The sequence below is a fragment of the Halomonas koreensis genome (genome assembly GCF_031451675.1).
Taxonomy (GTDB): domain Bacteria; phylum Pseudomonadota; class Gammaproteobacteria; order Pseudomonadales; family Halomonadaceae; genus Halomonas; species Halomonas koreensis.
The window spans coordinates 149201-168738 of the sequence record NZ_JARWAK010000008.1; the positions used below are offsets into that span (position 1 = coordinate 149201).

Below are 19538 nucleotides of genomic sequence, written 5' to 3' on the forward strand. Positions count from 1 at the left end.
ATTCCCCACCGCGGCGCCCGGCGGCGTTCGCACCCTGAACCAGTCACCACAGGAGACTGATCATGACGAGCTTCACCGAACCCCGCCACACCGGCGAGCACATCGTGTCCGAGGCCAACGGCGCCCGCTCGCGCGAGCAGGGCACCCTGGCCAGCGGCAACCTGCCGGCCGGTGCCGTGCTGGCGCTGGATACCAACGGCGATTACGTGCAGCTGGCGCCCGGTGCCTCTGACGGTACCGAGACGGCCAAGGCGGTGCTGTACGGCGCGGTCGACGCCTCCGGCGGCCCTCAGCCGTGCACCGTGCACGTGCGGGCCTGCGAGGTGCAGGAAGACGCGCTGACTCTGCCGGACGGCATCACCGAGCCGCAGACCACCACCGCGATGAACGACCTGATCGGCGTCGGCATCATCCCGCGCTGAGCCGCCTGGGGTAACCCTCCACCATCGAATGCCCACGGCCCCGCGGGGCTGGGGGACTGATCACCATCACCCATAGGAGCCAACCATGGGCATCTTCGATTCCGACATATTCACGCTGTCGTCGCTGACCGCCGCGATCAACGAGGTGACCTACGAGCCGAGCCAGATCGGTGACGCCGGCCTGTTCGAGGCCGAGGGCATCTCCACCACCAGCCTGATCATCGAGAAGGACGGCGACACCCTGGGCCTGGTGGAGAACAAGCCGCGCGGCGCGCCCGGCACCGTGGTCGGCGCCGACAAGCGCACTGGGTACAGCTTCCACACCGCTCACCTGCCCACCACCGCGACCATCGGCGCCGACGAGGTGCAGAACGTCCGGGCCTTCGGCAGCGAGGATGCCGAGCAGGCGGTGCAGACCGTGGTCAACCGCCGCCTGGCCAAGATGGCTCGGCGCATCGACATGACCCACGAGTACCATCGCCTCGGCGCGATCCAGGGCAAGGTGCTGGACTCCGACGCCACCACCGTCATCTACGACCTGTTCCAGACGTTCAACATGACCCAGCAGACCGTCGAGATGAAGCTGGATACCGCCAGCACCGACGTGCAGGGGAAGGCCCTCGACATCCACGAGAAGATCGAGGATGCCCTGGGCGGCCTCTCCTACACCGGCGTGACGGTGCGCTGCGGCAAGAGCTTCTGGAAGAAGCTCATCACCCACAGCAAGGTCAAGGAGGCCTACGAGCGCTGGCAGGCTGGCGCCCAGCTGCGCGCCGATCCCCGCGCCCCGTTCCCGTTCGGCGGCATCTTCTGGGAGCGCTATCGTGGTGGCGGCTCGGTCAAGATCGCCGACACCGAGGCCTATGCCTCTCCCGACGGCGTGATGGACCTGTTCATCACCCGCTTCGCGCCGGGTGACTACATGGACACCGTCAACACCCTGGGCCTGCCGTTCTACTCCAGCTCCAAGATGCTGGACCACAACAAGGGCGTGGAGCTGGAGGCGCAGTCCAACCCGGCGCACCTCTGCACCCGGCCCAAGGCCAACATCAAGCTCTACGAGAACACCGCCCCGTAAGGGGTGGTGAATCCCCATGAGCTTCAGCGACCTGAGTGACCGCCTCGACGAGGCGGTCATGGAGCACCTGGCCGACACCCAGTCGGGCACCTATACCCCTGCCACCGGCGACCCCGTCACGCTGCCCGTCATCGTGGAGCGCGACGTGGAGCGCACGGTTGGCGGCTACCAGGGCACGGTGGTGGAGCGACGGACGGAGCTCAGCGTCTTGCTCGCCGACCTGCCCGACGCCAAGCGGGGCGAGACCATCACCGTAGGCAGCGACACCTGGGTGTTGGAAACCCCGCTGGCCAATGACGGCCGCTGGATCACCTGGAAGGTCAAACCGGAGCGTCCGTAATGGCCCTGGAACCGATCAAGATCCGAATCGACCGGACGCAGGTTCGGCAGGTGGAGGAAGACCTGGCGCACCTGAAGAACGGTGCCGAGCGGGCGATGTCCCGGGCGATCAACCACACCTTGGGCGTGACCCGCACCGAGGTGAGCCGGGAGATCCGCAGCCAGGTGCGGCTGAAGGCGGCCTATGTGCGCGAGAAGCTGAAGGTGCGCCGGGCGACGGTGACCAAGGCCCAGGGCGCGATCCAGACGCCGACCCGCGGCCAGCTGCTGAGCCGCTACCCCTACACCGTGTATGCCAACAACAAGGGCATCGGGGTGACGGTGAAGCCCGGCGCCGGCCAGCGGCAGCGCATGCCCGGGGCGTTCGAGATCACCTTCGCCAATGGCGTGACCGCCATCGCCATTCGCACCAAGCGCGGGCCGGGCCTGGGCCGCAGCGAGGGCCTGCAGGTGCTGTATGGCCCGTCCGTCTCCCAGGTGTTCACCGACGTGAAAGACGACCTCCAGGCCCCGGCCGGCAACCGGCTGATGGAGCGCCTGGGCGTGGAGGCCGATCGCCTCCTGAATCAGCAGTGAGGGCCGCATGGCAACTCCCATCCGCGAACAGATCCTCGTCGCCCTGCAGGACAAGCTCTCCGGCCTGGCGGCGTTCGATGGCGCCCAGGTGCAGCGCTCGAACCGGCACATCGACGGCGACAACCTGCCGGCGATCAACCTGTGGGATGACAGCGACGCCACCATCGAGCAGGAGCGCTACAGCCAGACCAGCGTGACCACCCAGGTCAACGTCGAGACGCTGCACTGGGCCGACAAGGACCACACCCAGTGGAGCACCCAGGCCAACGGCCTGCTGGCCGAACTGATCAAGGCCGCCACCAGCGGCGACCGCACCCTGGACGGCCTGGCCGACGACGTGGCCTACCGCGGCGACGCCATCGACTACCCGGTGGACGGCAGCGACATGATCGGCATTGCCGTCGTGCTCGAGGTCCGCTGGCGCCACGACATCGGCGACCCCTTCACCAACAGCATGGGATAACCGGAGACCGCCATGGCGACCCTTCGAGAGATGCGCAGCGAGACGCTGCCGAGCCGCACCGACCCGCGCTGGTTCCACAAGGAGACCGTGACCGACGCCACCAGCGAACCGGTGATTCTGCCCAGCCTCGGCCGGGAAGCCGCGGTGGCCGTGAGCCCCGGCACCAACGCCAAGGTGCAGTACACCCTGAGCAGCTACGACGCTATCGCGGACGACACCGCCGTGTGGCATGACTGGCCGGCCGGTGCCGCCACCGAGGCCGCCGTGGACAGCATCACCGGCGCCGCCAGTGCGCTGCGTCTGGTGAGCACCGGGACCAGCAGCTGGGAGATCACGGTATGAGTGTATGGAAGGGCGGGCTGTGGGGCAGCCAGCGGGGTGGGGGTGGATCAGGTGGAGAGGTGGTGATCACCAATGACCAAACCATACCCTCGCTGACCCTTGAGCAGACTGCCGATGGGCAGAATCCGGTGGTGACGGCCTCGATCACTGACTCGGCTGGGTCTGTCGATGAGCTGCGCCTTTATCGCAGCGAAACGCCGATGGACCCGCAGGCCTTGCCGGCGCCTATAGTTGTACTCGGTGCGGCCGCGGTATCTCATGATGACGACACCGTGGCCATCGACACGAACTATTACTACCGGGTCGCCAGTGTCGAGGGTGGTCTGGTTCGCCTGAGTGCTGAGGCGAGTGTTGCAGTTGTTGAGACTCTTGCGCCGGACTATGCCAATGCCTCGGTCGGCGACGAGATCGGCGGCGGGATCTACGCGGGCACGATCACCTACGCGGATGCGCGACAATTCCACATTATCGCAGCGAAATCAGCGGGGGAGTCCGGGTCGATGCGCTGGAGCTTCTCGAGTTCTGGTAGTGGAATTACGGCGGAAGACCCTGACGACGGCTACCAGAACACGCAGGAGGCCCTTGGCTTCTACAACTCTATGCCCGCAATCGAGCACTGCCTCGACTATACCAACGACGGCTTCGATGACTGGTACATGCCGTCGGAGAACGAGCTGAACCTCGTCGTCCAGAACCTGTCGATCCCGGACCACCCGGAGTTCTCGATCAACAACCAGCTTGTCTACCGCTGGTCGAGCACCATGAAAAGCTCCGATTCGGCCCTGACACAACGGTTCTCCGACGGGGTGACCTTCAACCAGAACGTGACGCAGGACCGCCCGGTGCGCCCCGTCCGCCGCGTGCCGGTGTAACCCGTAACCCCTCACAAGCACCGACCATAAAACCCGCCACCCGGCGGGTTTTTCATGCCCGGCCGCCGGGCTCTCATCACATCAGCCACACCAGAGGAGATGCCTGATGGCCATCACCAACAACCCGAAGCTCGAGTACGAGTCCGGCCAGTCGTTTCAGGACTTCGAGGAGATGAGCGACACCGGCGACGCGACCACTTTCGAGGCGTCGTTCGCGCCGTGGTCCGGCCGTTCCGGTTTCGAGGCCGCCGTGCTGCCGTTCGGCCTGGCCACCGGCGGCGACATCACGCCGAACACCGGCAACGACTCCGTGGCCGTGGCGGCGCTGACCGCTTACATGCCGGGCACCGCGGCGGCGAATGCCGATGGCCTGGCCAGCGTGGCCAGCGGGACCGTGGCCGTGACCCGGGCCGTCACCGACACCCACATCATCAACTCGATCACCGTGGACGCCTCCGGCGCGCTGGTCGCGGTGCAGGGCAGCGAGGGCACCTCCTTCACCGAGACACGCGATGCCGCCGGCGGCCCGCCGCTGATCCCCGTCGACTCGGTGGAGATCGGCCAGGTGCGGCTCTCTGCCCAAGCCGCGGCGGTGGTGAAGACCTCCGAGATCTTCCAGGTGGTGGGCACGCATACCGAGCGCTATGACTCGCCGGTGTGGACCGAGGACCCGACGGCGGGCGAGATCACCTTCGCCACCGCGCTGCCGGCCATCCATACCGGCAGCGTACCGAAGCAGGTGCACGTGCGTGGCTACGTGCCCATCTTCGCCGAGCTGCCGCGCGTCTCCGACTTCGTGCCGGCGGACGAGTCCAACACCGTGAACTCGACCCAGATCTACGGCAGCACTCTGGGCTCTGTGAGCTCCTCGCTCGGCCAGGCCTCGTTCACCTACTACGGCCAGGACGGCATCACCGACCCGATCATCAAGGTGAAAGGGGAGCGCCTGTGGTTCCGCTGGTACCAGGACCGCAACCGCGCGCCGTTCTCGCTGACCCAGGGCATCGTCGGCATCAGCCGCACCTACCCGGCGGGCGACCATGTGAACATCCCGGTCACCATCTCCGCCGAGCAGCCCACCGAGGACTTCGACGGCTGACGCCGGCCGTTCGCCTCACGCCTGACCTCCGGCCCCGGCACGCCCGGGGCCGGCCTCTTTCCACATGCGAGCAGGAGCTGGCATGGAATTCGACATCAGCAAGTTCACCGGCGCCACGTTCACCCCGCGCGAGGAAGACGTGCAGGTGCCGGGCCTCAAGGCATTCTTTACCGGCGAACCGGAGAAGGACGACAAGGGCAATCCCAAACCGCCGGTGTGGCGGGTGCGTGGGCTCAAGGGTGCCGAGCTGGCCAAGGCCAACGAGGCCGTGGAGATGAACCGCAACCGATCCGCCATCGCCGAGGCACTGGCCAGCGGCAAGGACCAGAAGATCACCGAGGCACTGCGCGAGCTGATCGGCAACGGAGAGAAGGTGCCGGATGACACCGCTAAGCGTATCGAGATGTTGACCCTCGGCAGCGTGTCGCCCGAGTGCTCCGGCCAACTAGCGGTAAAGTTGGCCGAGGCGTTCCCCATCGAGTTCACCCAGCTGACCAACAAGATCATGCAGCTGACCGGCCTGGGCGGTGAGCCGGGAAAGCCCAAGCGCTCTTCAGGGAAGACGAAGTCCGCCTCGCGCTCAGCCTCTGCCACCTGAAGGGCGAGTTCCTGTTCCGCGTGCGGCCCGACCTGTTCCCCCTGCAGATGCTGACCTCGCTGGAGTGCGAGCTGTGGTCACTGTTCTTCGACGAGCAGAAGGCCCGGCAGGACGGCCAGCCCAAGACCTGACCCTTTCCCCGTTACCCGAGCGCCCGCCACCCGGCGGGCGTTTCTGTGCCTGATTGCCGGAGGTGGCTATGCCGCAGCTATCACTATCGCGCCGCACTGTGCTGGCGCCTACACCTGGTCTCGCCGTGCAATCCGGTAAGCGCAAGAAGGCGGTGTTCGGCCAACCGGGTGACGTGGTGAAGATCAAGGGCGAGTCGCTCCACAACGGGGTGCGCTGGTTCAAAGCCACGCTCTACCGCGGTGATCGCCGGGTAGGGAGCGGCTACTTGATCTCGACGGCTCTTGTCGGGCAAGCCGGCGCCTCCTCTGTACTGGGTAGCTGATCATGGCCGATCTCGAAAAGACCGTCGCCATCATCTTCGAGGGCGTCGACCGCATGGGCGCCGGGGTGGATTCCTCCACCCGCAAGCTCGACAGCCTGACGGCCGCGGTGCGCAACGCCTCTCAGCCGATGGCCGATGCCACCTTGGCGGCGTTCAAGTTCGAGGGCGCGCTGCTCGCCGGCGGCGCGGCGGCCGCGGCGTTCGCGGTGAAGCTGGCCGGTGACTTCGACGCCCAGTTCCGCGAGATCGCCACGCTGATCGACCAGCCCATCGAGGCGCTGGGCGACTTCCGCGCGGAGATTCAGGCCTACGGCCGCGACTCTACCCAGTCGCTAGGGCAGATCAACCAGTCCGTCTACAGCGCGATCTCCGCCGGCATCGACTACGCCGACTCCCTGGACGCTGTGCGCCAGGCCGAGCGCCTGGCCATCGCCGGCAAGGCGGATCTCGATCAGTCGCTGACGGTGCTGGTGTCCTCGCTCAACGCCTACGGCGTGGGCATGGAGGAGGCCGAGCGATTCTCTGACCTGCTGTTCCAGACCGTGCGCTCCGGCCAGACCACGCTGCCCGAGCTGGGCAACTCGCTGGCAGCCGTGACCGGTCTGGCGGCGACCGCCGGCGTGAGCTTCGACGAGCTGCTGGCGGCCGTGGCCACGCTGACCGCCACCGGCTCCGGTACCGCCGAGGCGATCACCCAGGTGCGCGGGGCGATCTCCAACATCCTCAAGCCCACCAGCCAGGCCCGCGACATGGCCGCCGAGCTGGGGCTGGAGTTCAACGCCTCGGCGCTGGAAAGCAAAGGCTTCGCGCAGTTCATGCGCGACGTGGGCGAGGCCACCGGCGGCAGCACCGAGCAGATGTCGCTGCTGTTCGGCGACGTGGAGGCCCTGAACGGCTCGCTGACGCTGACCGGTCTGGGCGCCGAGAAGTTCGCCGAGACCATCGGCGCCATGGGCGACAGCGCCGGCGCCACGGAAACCGCGTTCGAGAAGATGCGCGGCACCGTGGAGAACGGCAGCCAGAGTATCCGCAACGCGCTGGAGGCGGCGTTCGTCGGCGTGGGCACGCCGCTGCTCGACGAGTTCGGCGGCATTCAGGAGGCCATCGCCGCGATCTTCAACGCCATCGGCGTGAGCGTGGACGGTGGCCAGCTCGAGGCGTTTGTCGACCAGCTCGAGAGCATGTTCCAGGGCATGGAGCAGACCCTGCGCGACGTGGCGCAGAACCTGCCGGAGGCCCTGGAGGAGGCCGACTTCTCCGGCTTCTTCGAAGGGATCGAAGCCATTCAGCGGGCCGTCAGCAATCTCTTCGACGGCGCCGACCTGACCAGTGCCGATGGTCTGGTGTCGGTGATCGAGACGCTAGGGCTCGGCTTCCGCGCGCTCTCGGAGTATGTGGGCGGGGCCATCGAGGGCATCGGCCCCTTCCTCGAGCAGCTGGCCGAGCTCACCGGCTGGTTCCTCGAGCTGGACCCGGCGGTGTTCGCCGCCGCGGGCACCATCGGCGGGCTGTCGATCGTCATCAACACCCTGGCCACCGCCGCCCTGGCCACCACCGGTGCGGTGCGCGGCCTGGCCGGTTCCGGCGGCGTGGTGGCCAAGGGCACCCCCATCCTCAAGGGCATGGTGAGCGTGCTGACCGGGCCGCTGGGCCTGGTGGCCGCCGCTGGCGCCGTGGGCACCGCAGTGTTCAAGGCCGGCGAGCAGATGCTCGAGGCCAACCGCGCCATCGACGAAAGCCGCCGTGCCCATGCCGAGCTGGCGCAGGCGGTCGAGGACGGCCGCCTGGTGTGGGACTACGCCGTGGACGACTACGTCGCCGCCGCCGAAGCCCAGGAGACCCTGCAGGACCGGGTCAACGCCAGCCAGCAGGCCCTGGCCGACTGGGTGCGGAGCCTGGGCGACACCTCGACCGAGGCCGAACGCCAGGCGCAGGCGATCCGTTCCTCGGCCGCCCAGTACACCGACTGGGAGCAGGTGGTCGACGAGGCCTGGAAGAGCAGCGAGTCGTTCCGCGAGGAGCAGGAGGCCACCACCAAGAGCCTGCGCAGCATGCTCGAGGCCATCGGCCCGGTGGAGGACGCCTGGAAGGCGGTGGGCGAGGGCGTCTACGAGAACGTCACCAACATCGGCGAGCTGGAGGCGGCCTACGACAAGGTGCGCCTGGCGTTCGACGAGGGGCTGATCAGCCAGGCTCAGTTCGATGAGCTGACCAGCTACTACGAGACCATGAAGAGCGGCGCCGAGACCGGCGAGCAGGCCCAGCAGCAGGTCGCCGATGCTGCCCTGCAATCCGAGGAGGCCATCCTCAAAGCCCGGGACGCCGTGCTCGAGCAGGAGCTGGCGCTGGAGGAGCTGGCCAGCAACGAGCGCATCAAGCGCATGGAGTTCTCGGCCGAGATCCAGACGGCCCAGATCGAGGCGGACGTGAGGCGGGTGGAGGCGGTATTCGAGTCGCTGAACACCTCGATCACCAGCACCGGCGACACGCTCTCCAGCCTCTACGGCACGCTGGGCAGCGAGAACCTGTCGCGGCTGCAGGAGCTAGACCTGGAAAAGGTTCTCGACGACGAGAACCGCCGCCGCGAGGAGGCCTTCAGGCTGCAGCAGCGTCTGACCGAGGCGCAGATCGAGCAGATGCGCGCCAAGACCGAGGCGCTGCGCCGCGGCGACGGGCTGATCAAGATCGACTCCACCGGCCTAGAGCCGGCGCTGGACATGCTGCTGTGGGAGGTGCTGGAGAAAGTCCAGCTGCGAGCCAACGCCGAGGGCGCGGAGTTCCTGCTGGGGATTGGGTGAGGTGCTAACCTGACTAGGGGATTCAGCACAGGGAGCCAGGCAGAATCATGAAACAGGCGATGCTCGCGATGCTGGTGTTGTTGATGGCGCCGGCGACCGCTCATGCGGTCTACAAGTGCGAGATGGATGGGCGGACCGTCTATCAGCAGACCCCGTGCGTAGAAGGGCGCTCCGCAGCGCCAGGGGATGGCACGTTTTCCCAGATGGGAGGTGGCATTGACCACGCCTCTCAGCGGTGGCTGCAGGAGCGCATTCACCGTGAGAAGCGAGAAGCTGCCCGAGCCAATGCTGCTGCGGCTGCCCGTGAGCGTGAACGTGATGAGCAGCGTCGCGTGGAGCGACAGGCCCGGCGCTCCGGCATCGTGGCTGAGGGGATGAGTGAGCGCGACGCCCGGAGGATGTATGGCACGCCGGACAGCGTGAACATCAGCCAGTCCGGGGGTCGTAGCTGCAAGCACCTGCGCTGGCGCGATCCCTACCGCACGGTGATGGTCTGCGACGGAGAGGTCGCCAACTCCTATGCCCAGGGAGTCGAATAGCTGGCGCTCGCCTGACATGCCCTCCGGAAGCCCGCCACCCGGCGGGCTTTTTCGTGCCCGCTCGATAGAGGACACCTCATGACCTACCACATCGGCCTGGCGGCCCGGACCTATGACCCCGAGGGCGCGATGCTGCTGCCCTGGCGTGAGGGCACCGAGGCGGAGGGGATCGAGCGCCGGGTGAGCCGCACCCGCACCCTCGACGGCGGCGTGGCTGTCACCGACCGCGGCCATGTGCCCGGCGACCGCACCGTGATCGTTTCCCTCGAGGGCGCGACCCGAGCCCGCCTCGACCAGGCCCGGCGCCTGCTGCGCCTGCACGGCAACGTGACGGTGAGCCTGCCGGACGGGTGCTTCACCGCCGCACCCCAGCGCTTCGACGAAAACCGCCAGACCCTGACCCTGCTGATCCGCGGCACTGCCTGACCCGACTCAATCGCCACCCTGAACATGAGCCCCGCCAGTGTGCGGGGCTTTTTTCTGGCTGAGGAAACTCCATGCGCTACGGCTTCGTGAACAACTTCGAGCAAACCCTGGCCGCGGACCTCGCCGCCGGCGCCACGACCATGACGCTGGACGGGGGCGGCTCGAAGCTCTCGGCGGCGACCACGGATTTCGTCTACACGCTGACGCTGCTGAACCCCAGCACCGGGGCCAAGGAGATCGTGCACGCCACCGGCGTGAGCGGCGACGACGTGACGATCGTGCGTGAACAGGAGGGCACCACGGCGCAGTCTCCGTGGCCCAGCGGCACGCCGGTGGAGATGCGGCTGACGGCGGCGACGGCGGATGCGTTCGCACAGAATCAGGCGCCCGGGGCCCGTTCCGACGGCAACCTGGCACTGGGCTACAACGCGACGGTCGACGACTCCGGCGGAACGATCGTCAGTGCCACGGTGATCGGCGACGGGGCCACGTCCACAGCACAGTCTGCGACGGTGATCGGCGCCTATGGCAGCGCAGCGGGGTTCGAGGGCACCGCCCTGGGCCGCGAGTCGCAGGCCGATGGGGCGCAGTCTCTCGCGGGCGGTGCGTATGCCCAGGCGCCGGCGGACGAGGCGATCGCGTTCGGCGACCATACGGTGGCCAACGCGAATCGCGCCATCGCCCTGGGCGCCTGGACCTGGAGTAGCGGGTATCAGTCAATCGCGATCGGCTACAGCCTGGGGCCCGATGAGCCGGACAGCGTGGCCATCGGCGCTGGCGTCCGGCTGGCGCTGGCCGGCGGCATGGTGATCAACGCTGTGCCGGTGCTGGCCAAAGCGCCCCGGGAGTATTTCGATGCCTCCACCAATAATGCCGCGTACCTGGTGGCCTCGCGCGTGGTGTTGCAGACCGAGACCCTGGACCTGACCATGCTGGGCGCGTCGTTCACGCTGACGATGCCGACGGGCTCCTCCAACACCTCGGTGCTGTTCATCGACAGCATCGACGTGGTGCTGCTGTCGGTCGACACCATCAACACCGCCCCCGACATCAAGCTGGGCACGACCTCCGGCGGCAACGACATCATGGGCGCCACGACGATCACGGCCTCCGCGGTGCACGAGCGTCAGCAGGCGTCGTCGCTCATTCCTGACCAGGGGGTGACGGCCGTGCATGCCGAGGTGGCGACCGCGGCGGATGCCACCGCGATGACCGGCCGCGTCGTGCTCCACGGCTATGTAATGGAGGTCTGACGCCGTGATGCTCAACGGCTCTACGCTCAATGGCGCCACCCTGAACGGGGCGTCCTCGTTGCCTGGGGTCGACGACTGGGAGGCCGAAGCGCCGCTGGAACGCCGGACCGTCTATGTGCTGGACGTGGGCAGCCTGCGCGTGCCGATCAGCAGCGCCCAGTCGACGATGCGGCTGAGCGGGCAGTCGTTCCTGCAGGCCGTTGTTCCCTCCGGCGATCTCTATATCGACGAACTCGAGACCCTGGCCGGCGCCACCATGACCCTGCGCAAGGGGTACCGCTACGCCGACGACTCCCTCTCGCCCCTGGAGGCGATTGCCGAGGCGCCGTTCGAGACGCTGCGCAGCGACGCCGGCGCGACGGATACCCGGCTGACCCTGGGCGGATATGGGGAGGTGTTCCCCTCCACGATGACGACTCGGGACCTGCGCGCCGTACAGTACCGCAGCACCAGCGATACCGGCGTGCGCCGGGTGCGGTGTGGCATCGACCTGTTCCTGCGCCCCGGGCATAACGCCCGGGACATCGATGGGGTGGAGTTCCCCGTGGGCGTCATCCAGCACTTCATCAACGACATCGTGGAGTTCATGGAGGTGCTGCAGGATGGGTAGGGGGCGGATCCTCGTCGACAACGGAGCGGGCCATTACACCGTCGAGGTGATGGAGGACCGCTCCCGTGCCAACGCTCGCCGGACGCTGGCGGAGCAGCGTGTGTCGGCCCTGGATGGGCGAATCGGCGAGCTCGAGACCAACCTGGCGGCGGCTCAGTCCGATGTGGACGCCGCCGCCGACGATCGCGACCAGGCCATCGCCGACTACCAGGCGGCCCTGGCCGGTGGCGGGGAGCCGGATGCCGAGCTGCGCCAGGCGCTGACGGAAACCGCCGAGGCCCTGCTGGCGGCGACGGCAACGCGCGACGCCATCGCCGCCGACATCCGCGCCCTGAAAGCCGAGCGGCTCGCCCTGCAGCGGCGCATCGACCTGATCGACGCCCTGCCGGCGCTGCGCCAGGTTGACGCCTGGTGCGCGGATTACAGCGAGGGCCTGGGAGGCGAGGTGGCCACCGCGGAGGTGCCGGGAGAGATCGGCCAGCTACTGGTGCGCCCGGGGTTCGACGACGGGGCGGCCTGGTCCGCGAGCAGTGACGGCGCCATACAGCCGGCACTCTCCGGCACGCCGGCCGGGGTGTTCTACTCCCTGGCGATGCTGCCCGGCTGGCAGAAGTGGCGGCCGACGTTCCGCATTGCCACCATCGACGCCCTCAACAACGATCTCTGCGACATCACCCTGGACGCGGCCAGCAGCAGCCAGCAGGGGCTGAACGTGAACGCCCAGTCCGCCTACGCGGACGTGCCGATCTACTACATGAACTGCCACGGCGATGCCTTCGAAGTAGGGGACCGGGTGCTGGTGGCATTCAGCGGCAACACCGACGCGCCGATGGTAGTGGGATTCGAGAGCAACCCGCGGCGCTGCGACGGCCTGTGGTTCTATCCCCGGATGGCCATGGCAGACGACCCCAGCAAATACGTGGAGGTGGCGCCGCAGCTCTACTGGGACGGCGAGGACTACACCATTCAGGAGAGCCAGGTCACCGAGTATGCGGTGGATGCCATCAATCAGCTGAACGACGACGGCAACACCGTGGTGCCCTGGACGATCGACAGCATCGCGCACACCTTCAGCGAGACCGTGGCGGATGCCGGTGGCGCCACATCCGCGCCGGACATCGATGTCACGCTCGACCGCGACCTGACCCAGAGCTATGAGTCCCATTTCTACGCCGTGGACGAGAACACCTACGGCCGGCGCTACTCCCAGGACGTCACGGACACCCTGACGGTGACCGTCGACTTCACCTACGACGGCCTGGCCGTGGCGATCAGCATGGATACGTCGTTCTCGATCTCGCTGATCAAGGACACCCAGCACGGCACCCTGAACATGGGGAGCGAACCGCGCACCGTGACCGATACCCCGGTGCCGAGCGAGCCGATCGTGCAGGAGAGCCCGCCGAGGAGCTATGCGGCCACGATCACCGTCAATGGAACAGTGTTCGACTGCCATGTGTCCGACAACGTCGACAGCGAAGGCGATGTCATCCTGGGCACTTGGTACGGTGCCTACGGGTACAAGCAGCACTACTCCACGGGCACGCTGTCGACGGACGTGGTGGTATCGACCGATGACGATCATCTGCTGGTGACGCTGGCTCACTATGACTATGCCCCGGCTCTGGAGCGCACCATCCCCTACCTGTACACGTTCAAGGTCTACAAGGATGGGGTGACGGCGCCGGAGCGGGTGATCGCGCCCAGTTCCCACAAGCAGCAGATCGCCGCCAACACGGACCTGAGCTATAGCGAGATCTACCGGACAATCTGACGGAGGAATCGGCTGACGCGAAGCGTTGGCGATCACCTACACACCGCCTCGGCCGGGTTCCATCTGATCAGCACCTCGCCGGTCTCCAGCCGGGTGATGTCCACGTTGCCGTGGGTCTCGAACTCCTCGAGCAGGCGCTCCCAGTCCGCCGGGTCGTCATCCGGCCAGGGCGCCAGGGTGAGCTGATACTGCTGCCGGCGGGTCGCCGCGGCGAGCTGCTGCTGCACCCGGCGGCCGAGCTGCTCGTAGCTGGTGGGGGTGTGCTGATCCATGGCGCCTCTCCCTGTCGTGACTGGATGGGTATCCAGTATCGGCAGGGTGGGGTGGAGGATGCAAGGGGAGGGGCCAACGCCCTGTGAGATCAGGGCGTGGGGCATGAATGGGGCAAACCGGACGCCATTCCATGCCATCTGGCGGGGTGGGGAGGTGGTGCCAGGTGGTTGATCAGGCCAGCAACGGCGCGGGGTATCGGCTGCTGGCGCTGGATGCCCGTCCATATGCGGCCATCATCGGCGTGTGCTTGGCGCTGGCCTGTGACATGGGCTTCCTTGACTGGCTGGGATGACGGTGAAGAACGAAGGCTCGGGATGGCGTCCGACACGCCATGCATATCGCGGACAAAGCCAGTATTCTACGCTCAAGGACGGCCGGCGTCAGGGTCGTCGAGACAACCTCAGGGCCACCGCCGCCGATGTTGGCGCGGGCTGATCCGTCGACAGGTCCCGGAGCGCCTGACCGACGAGGGGGCGCTGTGACCCCCTCCCTGGGCGCCACTCTTGCCCTCCATGGCAAAAGAGCCCCTCTACTGCCTGTCCCCGGCGCCCGCGCATCATGCTGAGCGGCGAGCGGTTGGGCGCGAGAACTTGGAGGGAAGCCGATGTCCGTATCGCCCGAGACCTGCCGCCTCGCCGAGACGCTCGGCGAGCTTTGCCGGGCCCGGGGCGTGACCGTGACCGCCGCCGAGTCCTGCACCGGCGGGGGAGTGGCCTGCGCCATCACCGAGGTGGCCGGCAGCTCGGACTACTTCGAGACCGGCTACGTGACCTACGCCAACGCGGCCAAGACGCGTCTGCTGGGCGTGCCCGAGGCGCTGCTCGAGGCGCACGGCGCGGTCAGCCGCGCGGTGGTGGAGGCCATGGTGGCCGGGGCCTGCCGCGACAGCGGCGCCGATCTGGCCGTGGCAATCAGCGGCGTGGCCGGTCCCGGTGGCGGCAGCGAGGACAAGCCGGTGGGCACGGTCTGGCTGGCCTGGGGCAGCGCCGAGCGGGTGCGCGCCGAGCGTCGCCATTTTCCCGGAGAGCGGGATGCGGTGCGGAACCAGGCCGTGGACGCCGCCCTCGAGGGGCTGATCATCGAGCTGGAAAACGGCTAGCATGGTATCGGCCAGTCCGCTCGGATCGGGCTGGCCGAGCGCCATGTTTTTCGTCATACTACTGTGCAGTCATACAGTGCTTTCGGCGGGCCGTGCGGCCCGTCGCCACGACCCACGTTTCGTCAGCGCCGTGCCCCACGGCGACCGTTTAGGAGACCCACATGGCTCAGGACGACAATCGTTCCAAGGCGCTCGACGCCGCGCTTTCCCAGATCGACCGGCAGTTCGGCAAGGGAACCGTGATGCGCCTGGGGGATGCCCCGCGCGTGGCGATGCCCTCGGTGTCCACCGGCTCGCTGGGCCTGGACGTCGCGCTGGGCATCGGCGGCCTGCCCTATGGTCGCGTGGTGGAGATCTTCGGTCCCGAGTCCTCGGGCAAGACCACCCTGACCCTGTCGGTGATCGCCGAGGCCCAGAAGCAGGGCAAGACCTGCGCCTTCATCGACGCCGAGCATGCCCTCGACCCGAGCTATGCCGAGAAGCTCGGCGTCAATCTCGACGACCTGCTGGTGTCCCAGCCCGACACCGGCGAGCAGGCCCTGGAGATCTGCGACATGCTGGTGCGCTCCGGCGGGGTCGACGTCATCATCATCGACTCGGTGGCGGCCCTGACCCCGCGGGCCGAGATCGAGGGCGAGATGGGCGACTCCCACGTCGGCCTCCAGGCTCGCCTGATGTCCCAGGCCCTGCGCAAGATCACCGGCAACATGAAGACCGCCAACTGCATGGTGGTGTTCATCAACCAGATCCGCATGAAGATCGGCGTGATGTTCGGCAGCCCCGAGACCACCACCGGCGGCAACGCCCTGAAGTTCTACTCCAGCGTGCGCCTGGACATCCGCCGCACCGGCTCGGTGAAACAGGGCGACGAGGTCACCGGCAACGAGACCCGGGTCAAGGTGGTCAAGAACAAGGTCTCGCCGCCGTTCCGCCAGGCCGAGTTCCAGATCCTCTACGGCAAGGGCATCTACCACGCCGGCGAGGTAGTCGACCTGGGCGTGCAGTGCGGCCTGGTCGACAAGGCCGGCGCCTGGTACAGCTACCAGGGCAACAAGATCGGCCAGGGCAAGGCCAACGCCGCCCAGTTCCTCGAGGACAACCCGGCGGTGATGGAGGAGATCGAGAGCCAGATCCGCGCCCAGCTGCTGGCCACGCCGGAGCCCCGCGAGGAAGAGGCCGCCGCCGAAGCGGCATCGGGCGAGCGCGGCGGCGAGCTGCTCTAGGCCGTGGCGCGGGCCGACGACGCCTCGCCCCGCGAGGACGCCATCCGCCTGCTGGCGCGACGCGAATACGCCCGCGCGGAGCTTCGCGAGCGCCTGGCCGCCAAGGGGCATGGCCCCGAGGCGGTCGAGGCCTGCCTGGCGGCGCTCGTCGAGCAGGGCCTGCAGTCCGATGCGCGCTTCGCCGAGAGCTTCCTGCGCGCCCGGGTGGCGCGCGGCCAGGGCCCGGTGCGGATCCGCGCCGAGCTGTCCCGCCGGGGCATCGACGAGGCCACCGCCCGGGCGGCCTTCGACGAGGCCGCGGGGGAGGTCGACTGGTTCGCCCTGGCCGCCGAGACCCTCGCCCGGCGCTTCGACGGGCCCGGCCAGGCCCCCCGCGAGCGGGCCCGCCGGGAGCGCTTCCTGGCCGGTCGCGGCTTCGATTTCGACCAGCTCCGACATGCCCTGGCGCATGCCTGGGACGACGCCTGATCCTCCCGCCCCTTTAGTCGCTTGATCTGTGCGCTATAATGGCTCCCTTTGCGAACGCCCCGGGTGGCAGTCCGATGACGGCTGCAACGCCCGCCCAGCGGGCCACCATGCCTATCGCCACGGATACCCCATGAAAAGCGCAGACATCAGACAGGCCTTTCTGAGCTACTTCGAGGAGCAGGGGCACACCATCGTGCCGTCCAGTTCCCTGGTGCCGGGCAATGACCCGACGCTGCTGTTCACCAACGCCGGGATGGTTCCCTTCAAGGACGTCTTCCTGGGCCGCGACCCGCGCCCCTACGTCCGCGCCACCTCGGCCCAGCGCTGCGTGCGCGCCGGCGGCAAGCACAACGACCTGGACAACGTCGGCTACACCGCCCGCCACCACACCTTCTTCGAGATGCTGGGCAACTTCAGCTTCGGCGACTACTTCAAGCGCGACGCCATCCGCTTCGCCTGGACCTTCCTGACCGAGGTGCTGGGGCTGCCCAAGGACAAGCTGTGGGTCACCGTCCACGTCAGCGACGACGAGGCCGAGCGCATCTGGAAGGACGAGATCGGCGTCGACCCCGAGCGCTTCTCCAAGCTCGACGAGGACAACTTCTGGCAGATGGGCGACACCGGGCCCTGCGGGCCGAGCTCGGAGATCTTCTTCGACCATGGCCCCGAGGTCTGGGGCGGCCCTCCCGGCAGCCCCGAAGAGGACGGCGACCGTTACATCGAGATCTGGAACCTGGTCTTCATGCAGTTCGACCGGGATGCCTCGGGCGAGATGCACCCGCTGCCCAAGCCGTCCATCGACACCGGCATGGGCCTGGAGCGCATCGCTGCGGTGATGCAGGGCGTGCATTCCAACTACGAGATCGATCTCTTCCAGAACCTGCTGGCGGCGGCGGCCCGGGCCACCGGTCACGCCGACACCACCACGCCCTCGCTGCGGGTGATCGCCGACCATATCCGCTCCTGCGCCTTCCTGATCGCCGATGGCGTGCTGCCCTCCAACGAGGGGCGCGGCTACGTGCTGCGTCGGATCATCCGCCGCGCGGTGCGCCATGGCCACAAGCTCGGCGCCGAGGGTCGCTTCTTCCATAAGCTGGTGGGCGCGCTGGATGCCGAGATGGGCGAGGCCTACCCGGAGCTGCGCGAGGCCCGGCACCAGATCGAGCGCGTGCTGCTCAAGGAGGAGGAGCAGTTCGCCCGGACCCTGGATCACGGCATGGGCCTGCTCGAGGAGGCGCTGGACGGCCTCGGCGGCGACACCCTGCCCGGCGAGACGGTGTTCAAGCTCTACGACACCTACGGCTTCCCCTATGACCTGACCGCCGACGTCTGCCGCGAGCGCGGCGTGTCGCTGGACGAGGCCGGCTTCGAGCGCGAGCTGGAGGCTCAGCGCGAGCGTGCCCGGGCGGCCAGCCAGTTCGGCGCCGACTACGGCGCGGCCTTGGACCTGGAGGGCGAGACCGACTTCACGGGCTACGAGCGCCTGGAGGATCGCGCCACCGTCACCGCGGTCGTCGACCGCGAAGGCAACGCCCTGGCCGGCCTCGAGGCCGAGCAGCGCGGCCTGGTGGTGCTCGACCGCACGCCCTTCTACGCGGAGTCCGGCGGCCAGGTGGGCGACACCGGCTACCTGGAGCTCGACGGCGGCCGCTTCCTGGTCACCGATACCCAGAAGCAGGGCGGCCACCACCTGCACCACGGCGTGCTGCTGGAAGGCAGCCTGGCGGTCGGCGCCCAGGTGACCCCCAGGGTCGACCCGGCGCTGCGCGCGGCCACGGTGCGCAACCACTCCGCCACCCACCTGCTGCACAAGGCGCTGCGGATGGTGCTGGGCGATCACGTCCAGCAGAAGGGTTCGCTGGTCACCCCGGAGCGGTTGCGCTTCGACTTCAGCCACTTCGAGCCGATGACCGCCGAGCAACTGGCCGAGGTCGAGCGCCTGGTCAACGAGCAGGTGCTGGCCAACGCCGACACCCGCATCGAGCACATGACCCTGGATGAGGCCAAGGACCGCGGCGCCGCGGCGCTGTTCGAGGCCAAGTACGCCGAGGACGTGCGGGTGCTGACCATCGGTGCCGACGCCTTCTCCGTCGAGCTGTGCGGCGGCACCCACGTGGCCCGCAGCGGCGACATCGGCTGCTTCCATATCGTCAGCGAGGCTGGCATCGCCTCCGGCGTGCGCCGCATCGAGGCCATCACCGGCGAGGGCGCGCTGGCCTACTTCCGCGAGCAGGAGGCCCGGGTGGCCCGCCTCGGCGAGCGGCTCAAGGCCAAGCCCGAGCAGGTCGAGGAGCGCGTCGACTCGCTGATCGAGCGCAATCGCGGCCTGGAGAAGGAGCTCGAGCGCCTCAAGGCCAAGCTGGCCAGCGCCGCCGGCAACGACATGCTGGGCGAGGCCCATGAGGTCAAGGGCGTCAAGGTCCTGGCCAAGCGGCTGGAGGGCGTGTCCGGCAAGGAACTGCGCGGCATGCTCGACCAGCTCAAGAACAAGCTGGGCTCCGGCATCGTGGTGCTGGGCGTGGCCGACGAGGCCGCCGGCAAGGTCAGCCTGATCGCCGGGGTCACCGAGGACCTCACCGCCCGGGTCAAGGCCGGCGAGCTGGTCAACCACGTCGCCGCCCAGGTGGGCGGCAAGGGCGGCGGTCGACCGGACATGGCCCAGGCCGGCGGCAGCGATGCCGCGGCCCTGCCGACGGCGCTGGAGAGCGTCCCGGTGTGGGTCGAGGAACGACTCTAGTTCGGCGAAAGGGGCCGGAGGCAGCGATGCCTTCGGCCCCTGGTCTATCCGGCCCTTCGCACGCTTCCCCCTTCCAACGCTAAACCGACACGAGG

The 19538-nt window shown here is 68.1% G+C and carries 22 protein-coding genes; 21 read left to right on the plus strand and 1 reads right to left on the minus strand.

Annotation, left to right across the window (positions count from 1 at the left end; all coding sequences use genetic code 11):
* Positions 1-62: 62 nt before the first annotated feature.
* The 16 genes from QC818_RS10895 (at position 63) to QC818_RS10970 (ending at position 13643) form a co-directional block, all read left to right on the plus strand.
* Positions 63-422, plus strand: coding sequence for a head decoration protein (locus QC818_RS10895; RefSeq protein ID WP_309652887.1), 360 nt, complete (start codon positions 63-65; stop codon positions 420-422).
* A gap of 85 nt (positions 423-507) precedes the next feature.
* Positions 508-1500 (plus strand): major capsid protein, encoded by a 993-nt coding sequence (locus tag QC818_RS10900; protein WP_309652888.1) that lies wholly within the window; start codon positions 508-510, stop codon positions 1498-1500.
* A 16-nt stretch (positions 1501-1516) separates the two neighbouring features.
* Positions 1517-1840, plus strand: coding sequence for a head-tail joining protein (locus tag QC818_RS10905; RefSeq protein ID WP_309652889.1), 324 nt, complete (start codon positions 1517-1519; stop codon positions 1838-1840).
* A complete protein-coding gene (locus QC818_RS10910; RefSeq protein WP_309652890.1) occupies positions 1840-2415 on the plus strand; it encodes a phage tail protein in 576 nt (191 codons plus the stop codon). The genes QC818_RS10905 and QC818_RS10910 overlap by 1 nt, the downstream gene beginning before the upstream one ends.
* 7 nt (positions 2416-2422) lie before the next feature.
* Positions 2423-2878: a hypothetical protein gene (locus tag QC818_RS10915; protein WP_309652891.1), complete on the plus strand. Its 456-nt coding sequence runs from the start codon at positions 2423-2425 to the stop codon at positions 2876-2878.
* Positions 2879-2890: 12 nt separating this feature from the next.
* Entirely contained in the window at positions 2891-3220 is a 330-nt protein-coding gene (locus QC818_RS10920) for a hypothetical protein (protein ID WP_309652892.1), read from the plus strand.
* A 62-nt stretch (positions 3221-3282) separates the two neighbouring features.
* Positions 3283-4092, plus strand: a complete 810-nt coding sequence (locus tag QC818_RS10925; protein WP_309652893.1) for an Lcl C-terminal domain-containing protein — start codon at positions 3283-3285, stop codon at positions 4090-4092.
* Positions 4093-4198: 106 nt separating this feature from the next.
* Positions 4199-5191 carry a hypothetical protein gene (locus tag QC818_RS10930; protein ID WP_309652894.1) on the plus strand — a complete coding sequence of 331 codons (993 nt, stop codon included), beginning with the start codon at positions 4199-4201 and terminating at the stop codon, positions 5189-5191.
* Positions 5192-5273: 82 nt separating this feature from the next.
* Positions 5274-5789, plus strand: coding sequence for a hypothetical protein (locus QC818_RS10935; RefSeq protein WP_309652895.1), 516 nt, complete (start codon positions 5274-5276; stop codon positions 5787-5789).
* A gap of 199 nt (positions 5790-5988) precedes the next feature.
* A complete protein-coding gene (locus tag QC818_RS10940) occupies positions 5989-6243 on the plus strand; it encodes a hypothetical protein (protein ID WP_309652896.1) in 255 nt (84 codons plus the stop codon).
* A gap of 2 nt (positions 6244-6245) precedes the next feature.
* A complete protein-coding gene (locus QC818_RS10945; protein ID WP_309652897.1) occupies positions 6246-9041 on the plus strand; it encodes a phage tail tape measure protein in 2796 nt (931 codons plus the stop codon).
* A gap of 47 nt (positions 9042-9088) precedes the next feature.
* Entirely contained in the window at positions 9089-9580 is a 492-nt protein-coding gene (locus QC818_RS10950) for a DUF4124 domain-containing protein (RefSeq protein ID WP_309652898.1), read from the plus strand.
* Positions 9581-9658: 78 nt separating this feature from the next.
* On the plus strand, positions 9659-10006 hold the full coding sequence (locus QC818_RS10955; protein WP_309652899.1) for a hypothetical protein: 348 nt from the start codon (positions 9659-9661) through the stop codon (positions 10004-10006).
* A 71-nt stretch (positions 10007-10077) separates the two neighbouring features.
* On the plus strand, positions 10078-11259 hold the full coding sequence (locus QC818_RS10960) for a hypothetical protein (protein WP_309652900.1): 1182 nt from the start codon (positions 10078-10080) through the stop codon (positions 11257-11259).
* A gap of 4 nt (positions 11260-11263) precedes the next feature.
* The gene (locus QC818_RS10965; protein WP_309652901.1) at positions 11264-11869 is read left to right on the plus strand and encodes a hypothetical protein; all 606 of its coding nucleotides are present in this window, start codon (positions 11264-11266) and stop codon (positions 11867-11869) included.
* Positions 11862-13643: a hypothetical protein gene (locus tag QC818_RS10970; RefSeq protein ID WP_309652902.1), complete on the plus strand. Its 1782-nt coding sequence runs from the start codon at positions 11862-11864 to the stop codon at positions 13641-13643. Before QC818_RS10965 ends, QC818_RS10970 begins: the two co-directional genes overlap by 8 nt.
* A 32-nt stretch (positions 13644-13675) precedes the next feature.
* Here the strand turns inward: QC818_RS10970 and QC818_RS10975 are convergent, their stop codons facing one another.
* On the minus strand, positions 13676-13915 hold the full coding sequence (locus tag QC818_RS10975; protein ID WP_309652903.1) for a DUF1654 domain-containing protein: 240 nt from the start codon (positions 13913-13915) through the stop codon (positions 13676-13678).
* Between the two features lie 164 nt (positions 13916-14079).
* On the opposite strand from QC818_RS10975, the gene QC818_RS10980 reads away from it, so the two are divergent.
* The 5 genes from QC818_RS10980 (at position 14080) to alaS (ending at position 19443) form a co-directional block, all read left to right on the plus strand.
* Positions 14080-14208, plus strand: a complete 129-nt coding sequence (locus QC818_RS10980; RefSeq protein WP_309652904.1) for a hypothetical protein — start codon at positions 14080-14082, stop codon at positions 14206-14208.
* Between the two features lie 312 nt (positions 14209-14520).
* Complete coding sequence (locus QC818_RS10985; RefSeq protein ID WP_309652905.1) at positions 14521-15015, plus strand: CinA family protein; 495 nt, start codon at positions 14521-14523, stop codon at positions 15013-15015.
* Positions 15016-15176: 161 nt separating this feature from the next.
* Positions 15177-16238, plus strand: a complete 1062-nt coding sequence (gene recA / locus QC818_RS10990; protein ID WP_309652906.1) for a recombinase RecA — start codon at positions 15177-15179, stop codon at positions 16236-16238.
* Positions 16239-16241: 3 nt separating this feature from the next.
* Positions 16242-16706 carry a regulatory protein RecX gene (locus tag QC818_RS10995; protein WP_309652907.1) on the plus strand — a complete coding sequence of 155 codons (465 nt, stop codon included), beginning with the start codon at positions 16242-16244 and terminating at the stop codon, positions 16704-16706.
* A 130-nt stretch (positions 16707-16836) separates the two neighbouring features.
* Positions 16837-19443: an alanine--tRNA ligase gene (gene alaS / locus QC818_RS11000; RefSeq protein ID WP_309652908.1), complete on the plus strand. Its 2607-nt coding sequence runs from the start codon at positions 16837-16839 to the stop codon at positions 19441-19443.
* The last annotated feature ends 95 nt before the right edge of the window (positions 19444-19538 follow it).

Bases quoted from the DNA above. Each gene is read 5' to 3' on its own strand.
- QC818_RS10940 (WP_309652896.1), top strand. From the start codon at position 5,989: ATGCCGCAGCTATCACTATCGCGCCGCACTGTGCTGGCGCCTACACCT.
- QC818_RS10970 (WP_309652902.1), top strand. From the start codon at position 11,862: ATGGGTAGGGGGCGGATCCTCGTCGACAACGGAGCGGGCCATTACACC.
- QC818_RS10975 (WP_309652903.1), bottom strand. From the start codon at position 13,915: ATGGATCAGCACACCCCCACCAGCTACGAGCAGCTCGGCCGCCGGGTG.
- QC818_RS10985 (WP_309652905.1), top strand. From the start codon at position 14,521: ATGTCCGTATCGCCCGAGACCTGCCGCCTCGCCGAGACGCTCGGCGAG.
- QC818_RS10915 (WP_309652891.1), top strand. From the start codon at position 2,423: ATGGCAACTCCCATCCGCGAACAGATCCTCGTCGCCCTGCAGGACAAG.
- QC818_RS10910 (WP_309652890.1), top strand. From the start codon at position 1,840: ATGGCCCTGGAACCGATCAAGATCCGAATCGACCGGACGCAGGTTCGG.
- QC818_RS10960 (WP_309652900.1), top strand. From the start codon at position 10,078: ATGCGCTACGGCTTCGTGAACAACTTCGAGCAAACCCTGGCCGCGGAC.
- QC818_RS10900 (WP_309652888.1), top strand. From the start codon at position 508: ATGGGCATCTTCGATTCCGACATATTCACGCTGTCGTCGCTGACCGCC.
- QC818_RS10935 (WP_309652895.1), top strand. From the start codon at position 5,274: ATGGAATTCGACATCAGCAAGTTCACCGGCGCCACGTTCACCCCGCGC.
- QC818_RS10955 (WP_309652899.1), top strand. From the start codon at position 9,659: ATGACCTACCACATCGGCCTGGCGGCCCGGACCTATGACCCCGAGGGC.
- alaS (WP_309652908.1), top strand. From the start codon at position 16,837: ATGAAAAGCGCAGACATCAGACAGGCCTTTCTGAGCTACTTCGAGGAG.
- QC818_RS10920 (WP_309652892.1), top strand. From the start codon at position 2,891: ATGGCGACCCTTCGAGAGATGCGCAGCGAGACGCTGCCGAGCCGCACC.
- recA (WP_309652906.1), top strand. From the start codon at position 15,177: ATGGCTCAGGACGACAATCGTTCCAAGGCGCTCGACGCCGCGCTTTCC.
- QC818_RS10905 (WP_309652889.1), top strand. From the start codon at position 1,517: ATGAGCTTCAGCGACCTGAGTGACCGCCTCGACGAGGCGGTCATGGAG.
- QC818_RS10895 (WP_309652887.1), top strand. From the start codon at position 63: ATGACGAGCTTCACCGAACCCCGCCACACCGGCGAGCACATCGTGTCC.
- QC818_RS10930 (WP_309652894.1), top strand. From the start codon at position 4,199: ATGGCCATCACCAACAACCCGAAGCTCGAGTACGAGTCCGGCCAGTCG.
- QC818_RS10945 (WP_309652897.1), top strand. From the start codon at position 6,246: ATGGCCGATCTCGAAAAGACCGTCGCCATCATCTTCGAGGGCGTCGAC.
- QC818_RS10950 (WP_309652898.1), top strand. From the start codon at position 9,089: ATGAAACAGGCGATGCTCGCGATGCTGGTGTTGTTGATGGCGCCGGCG.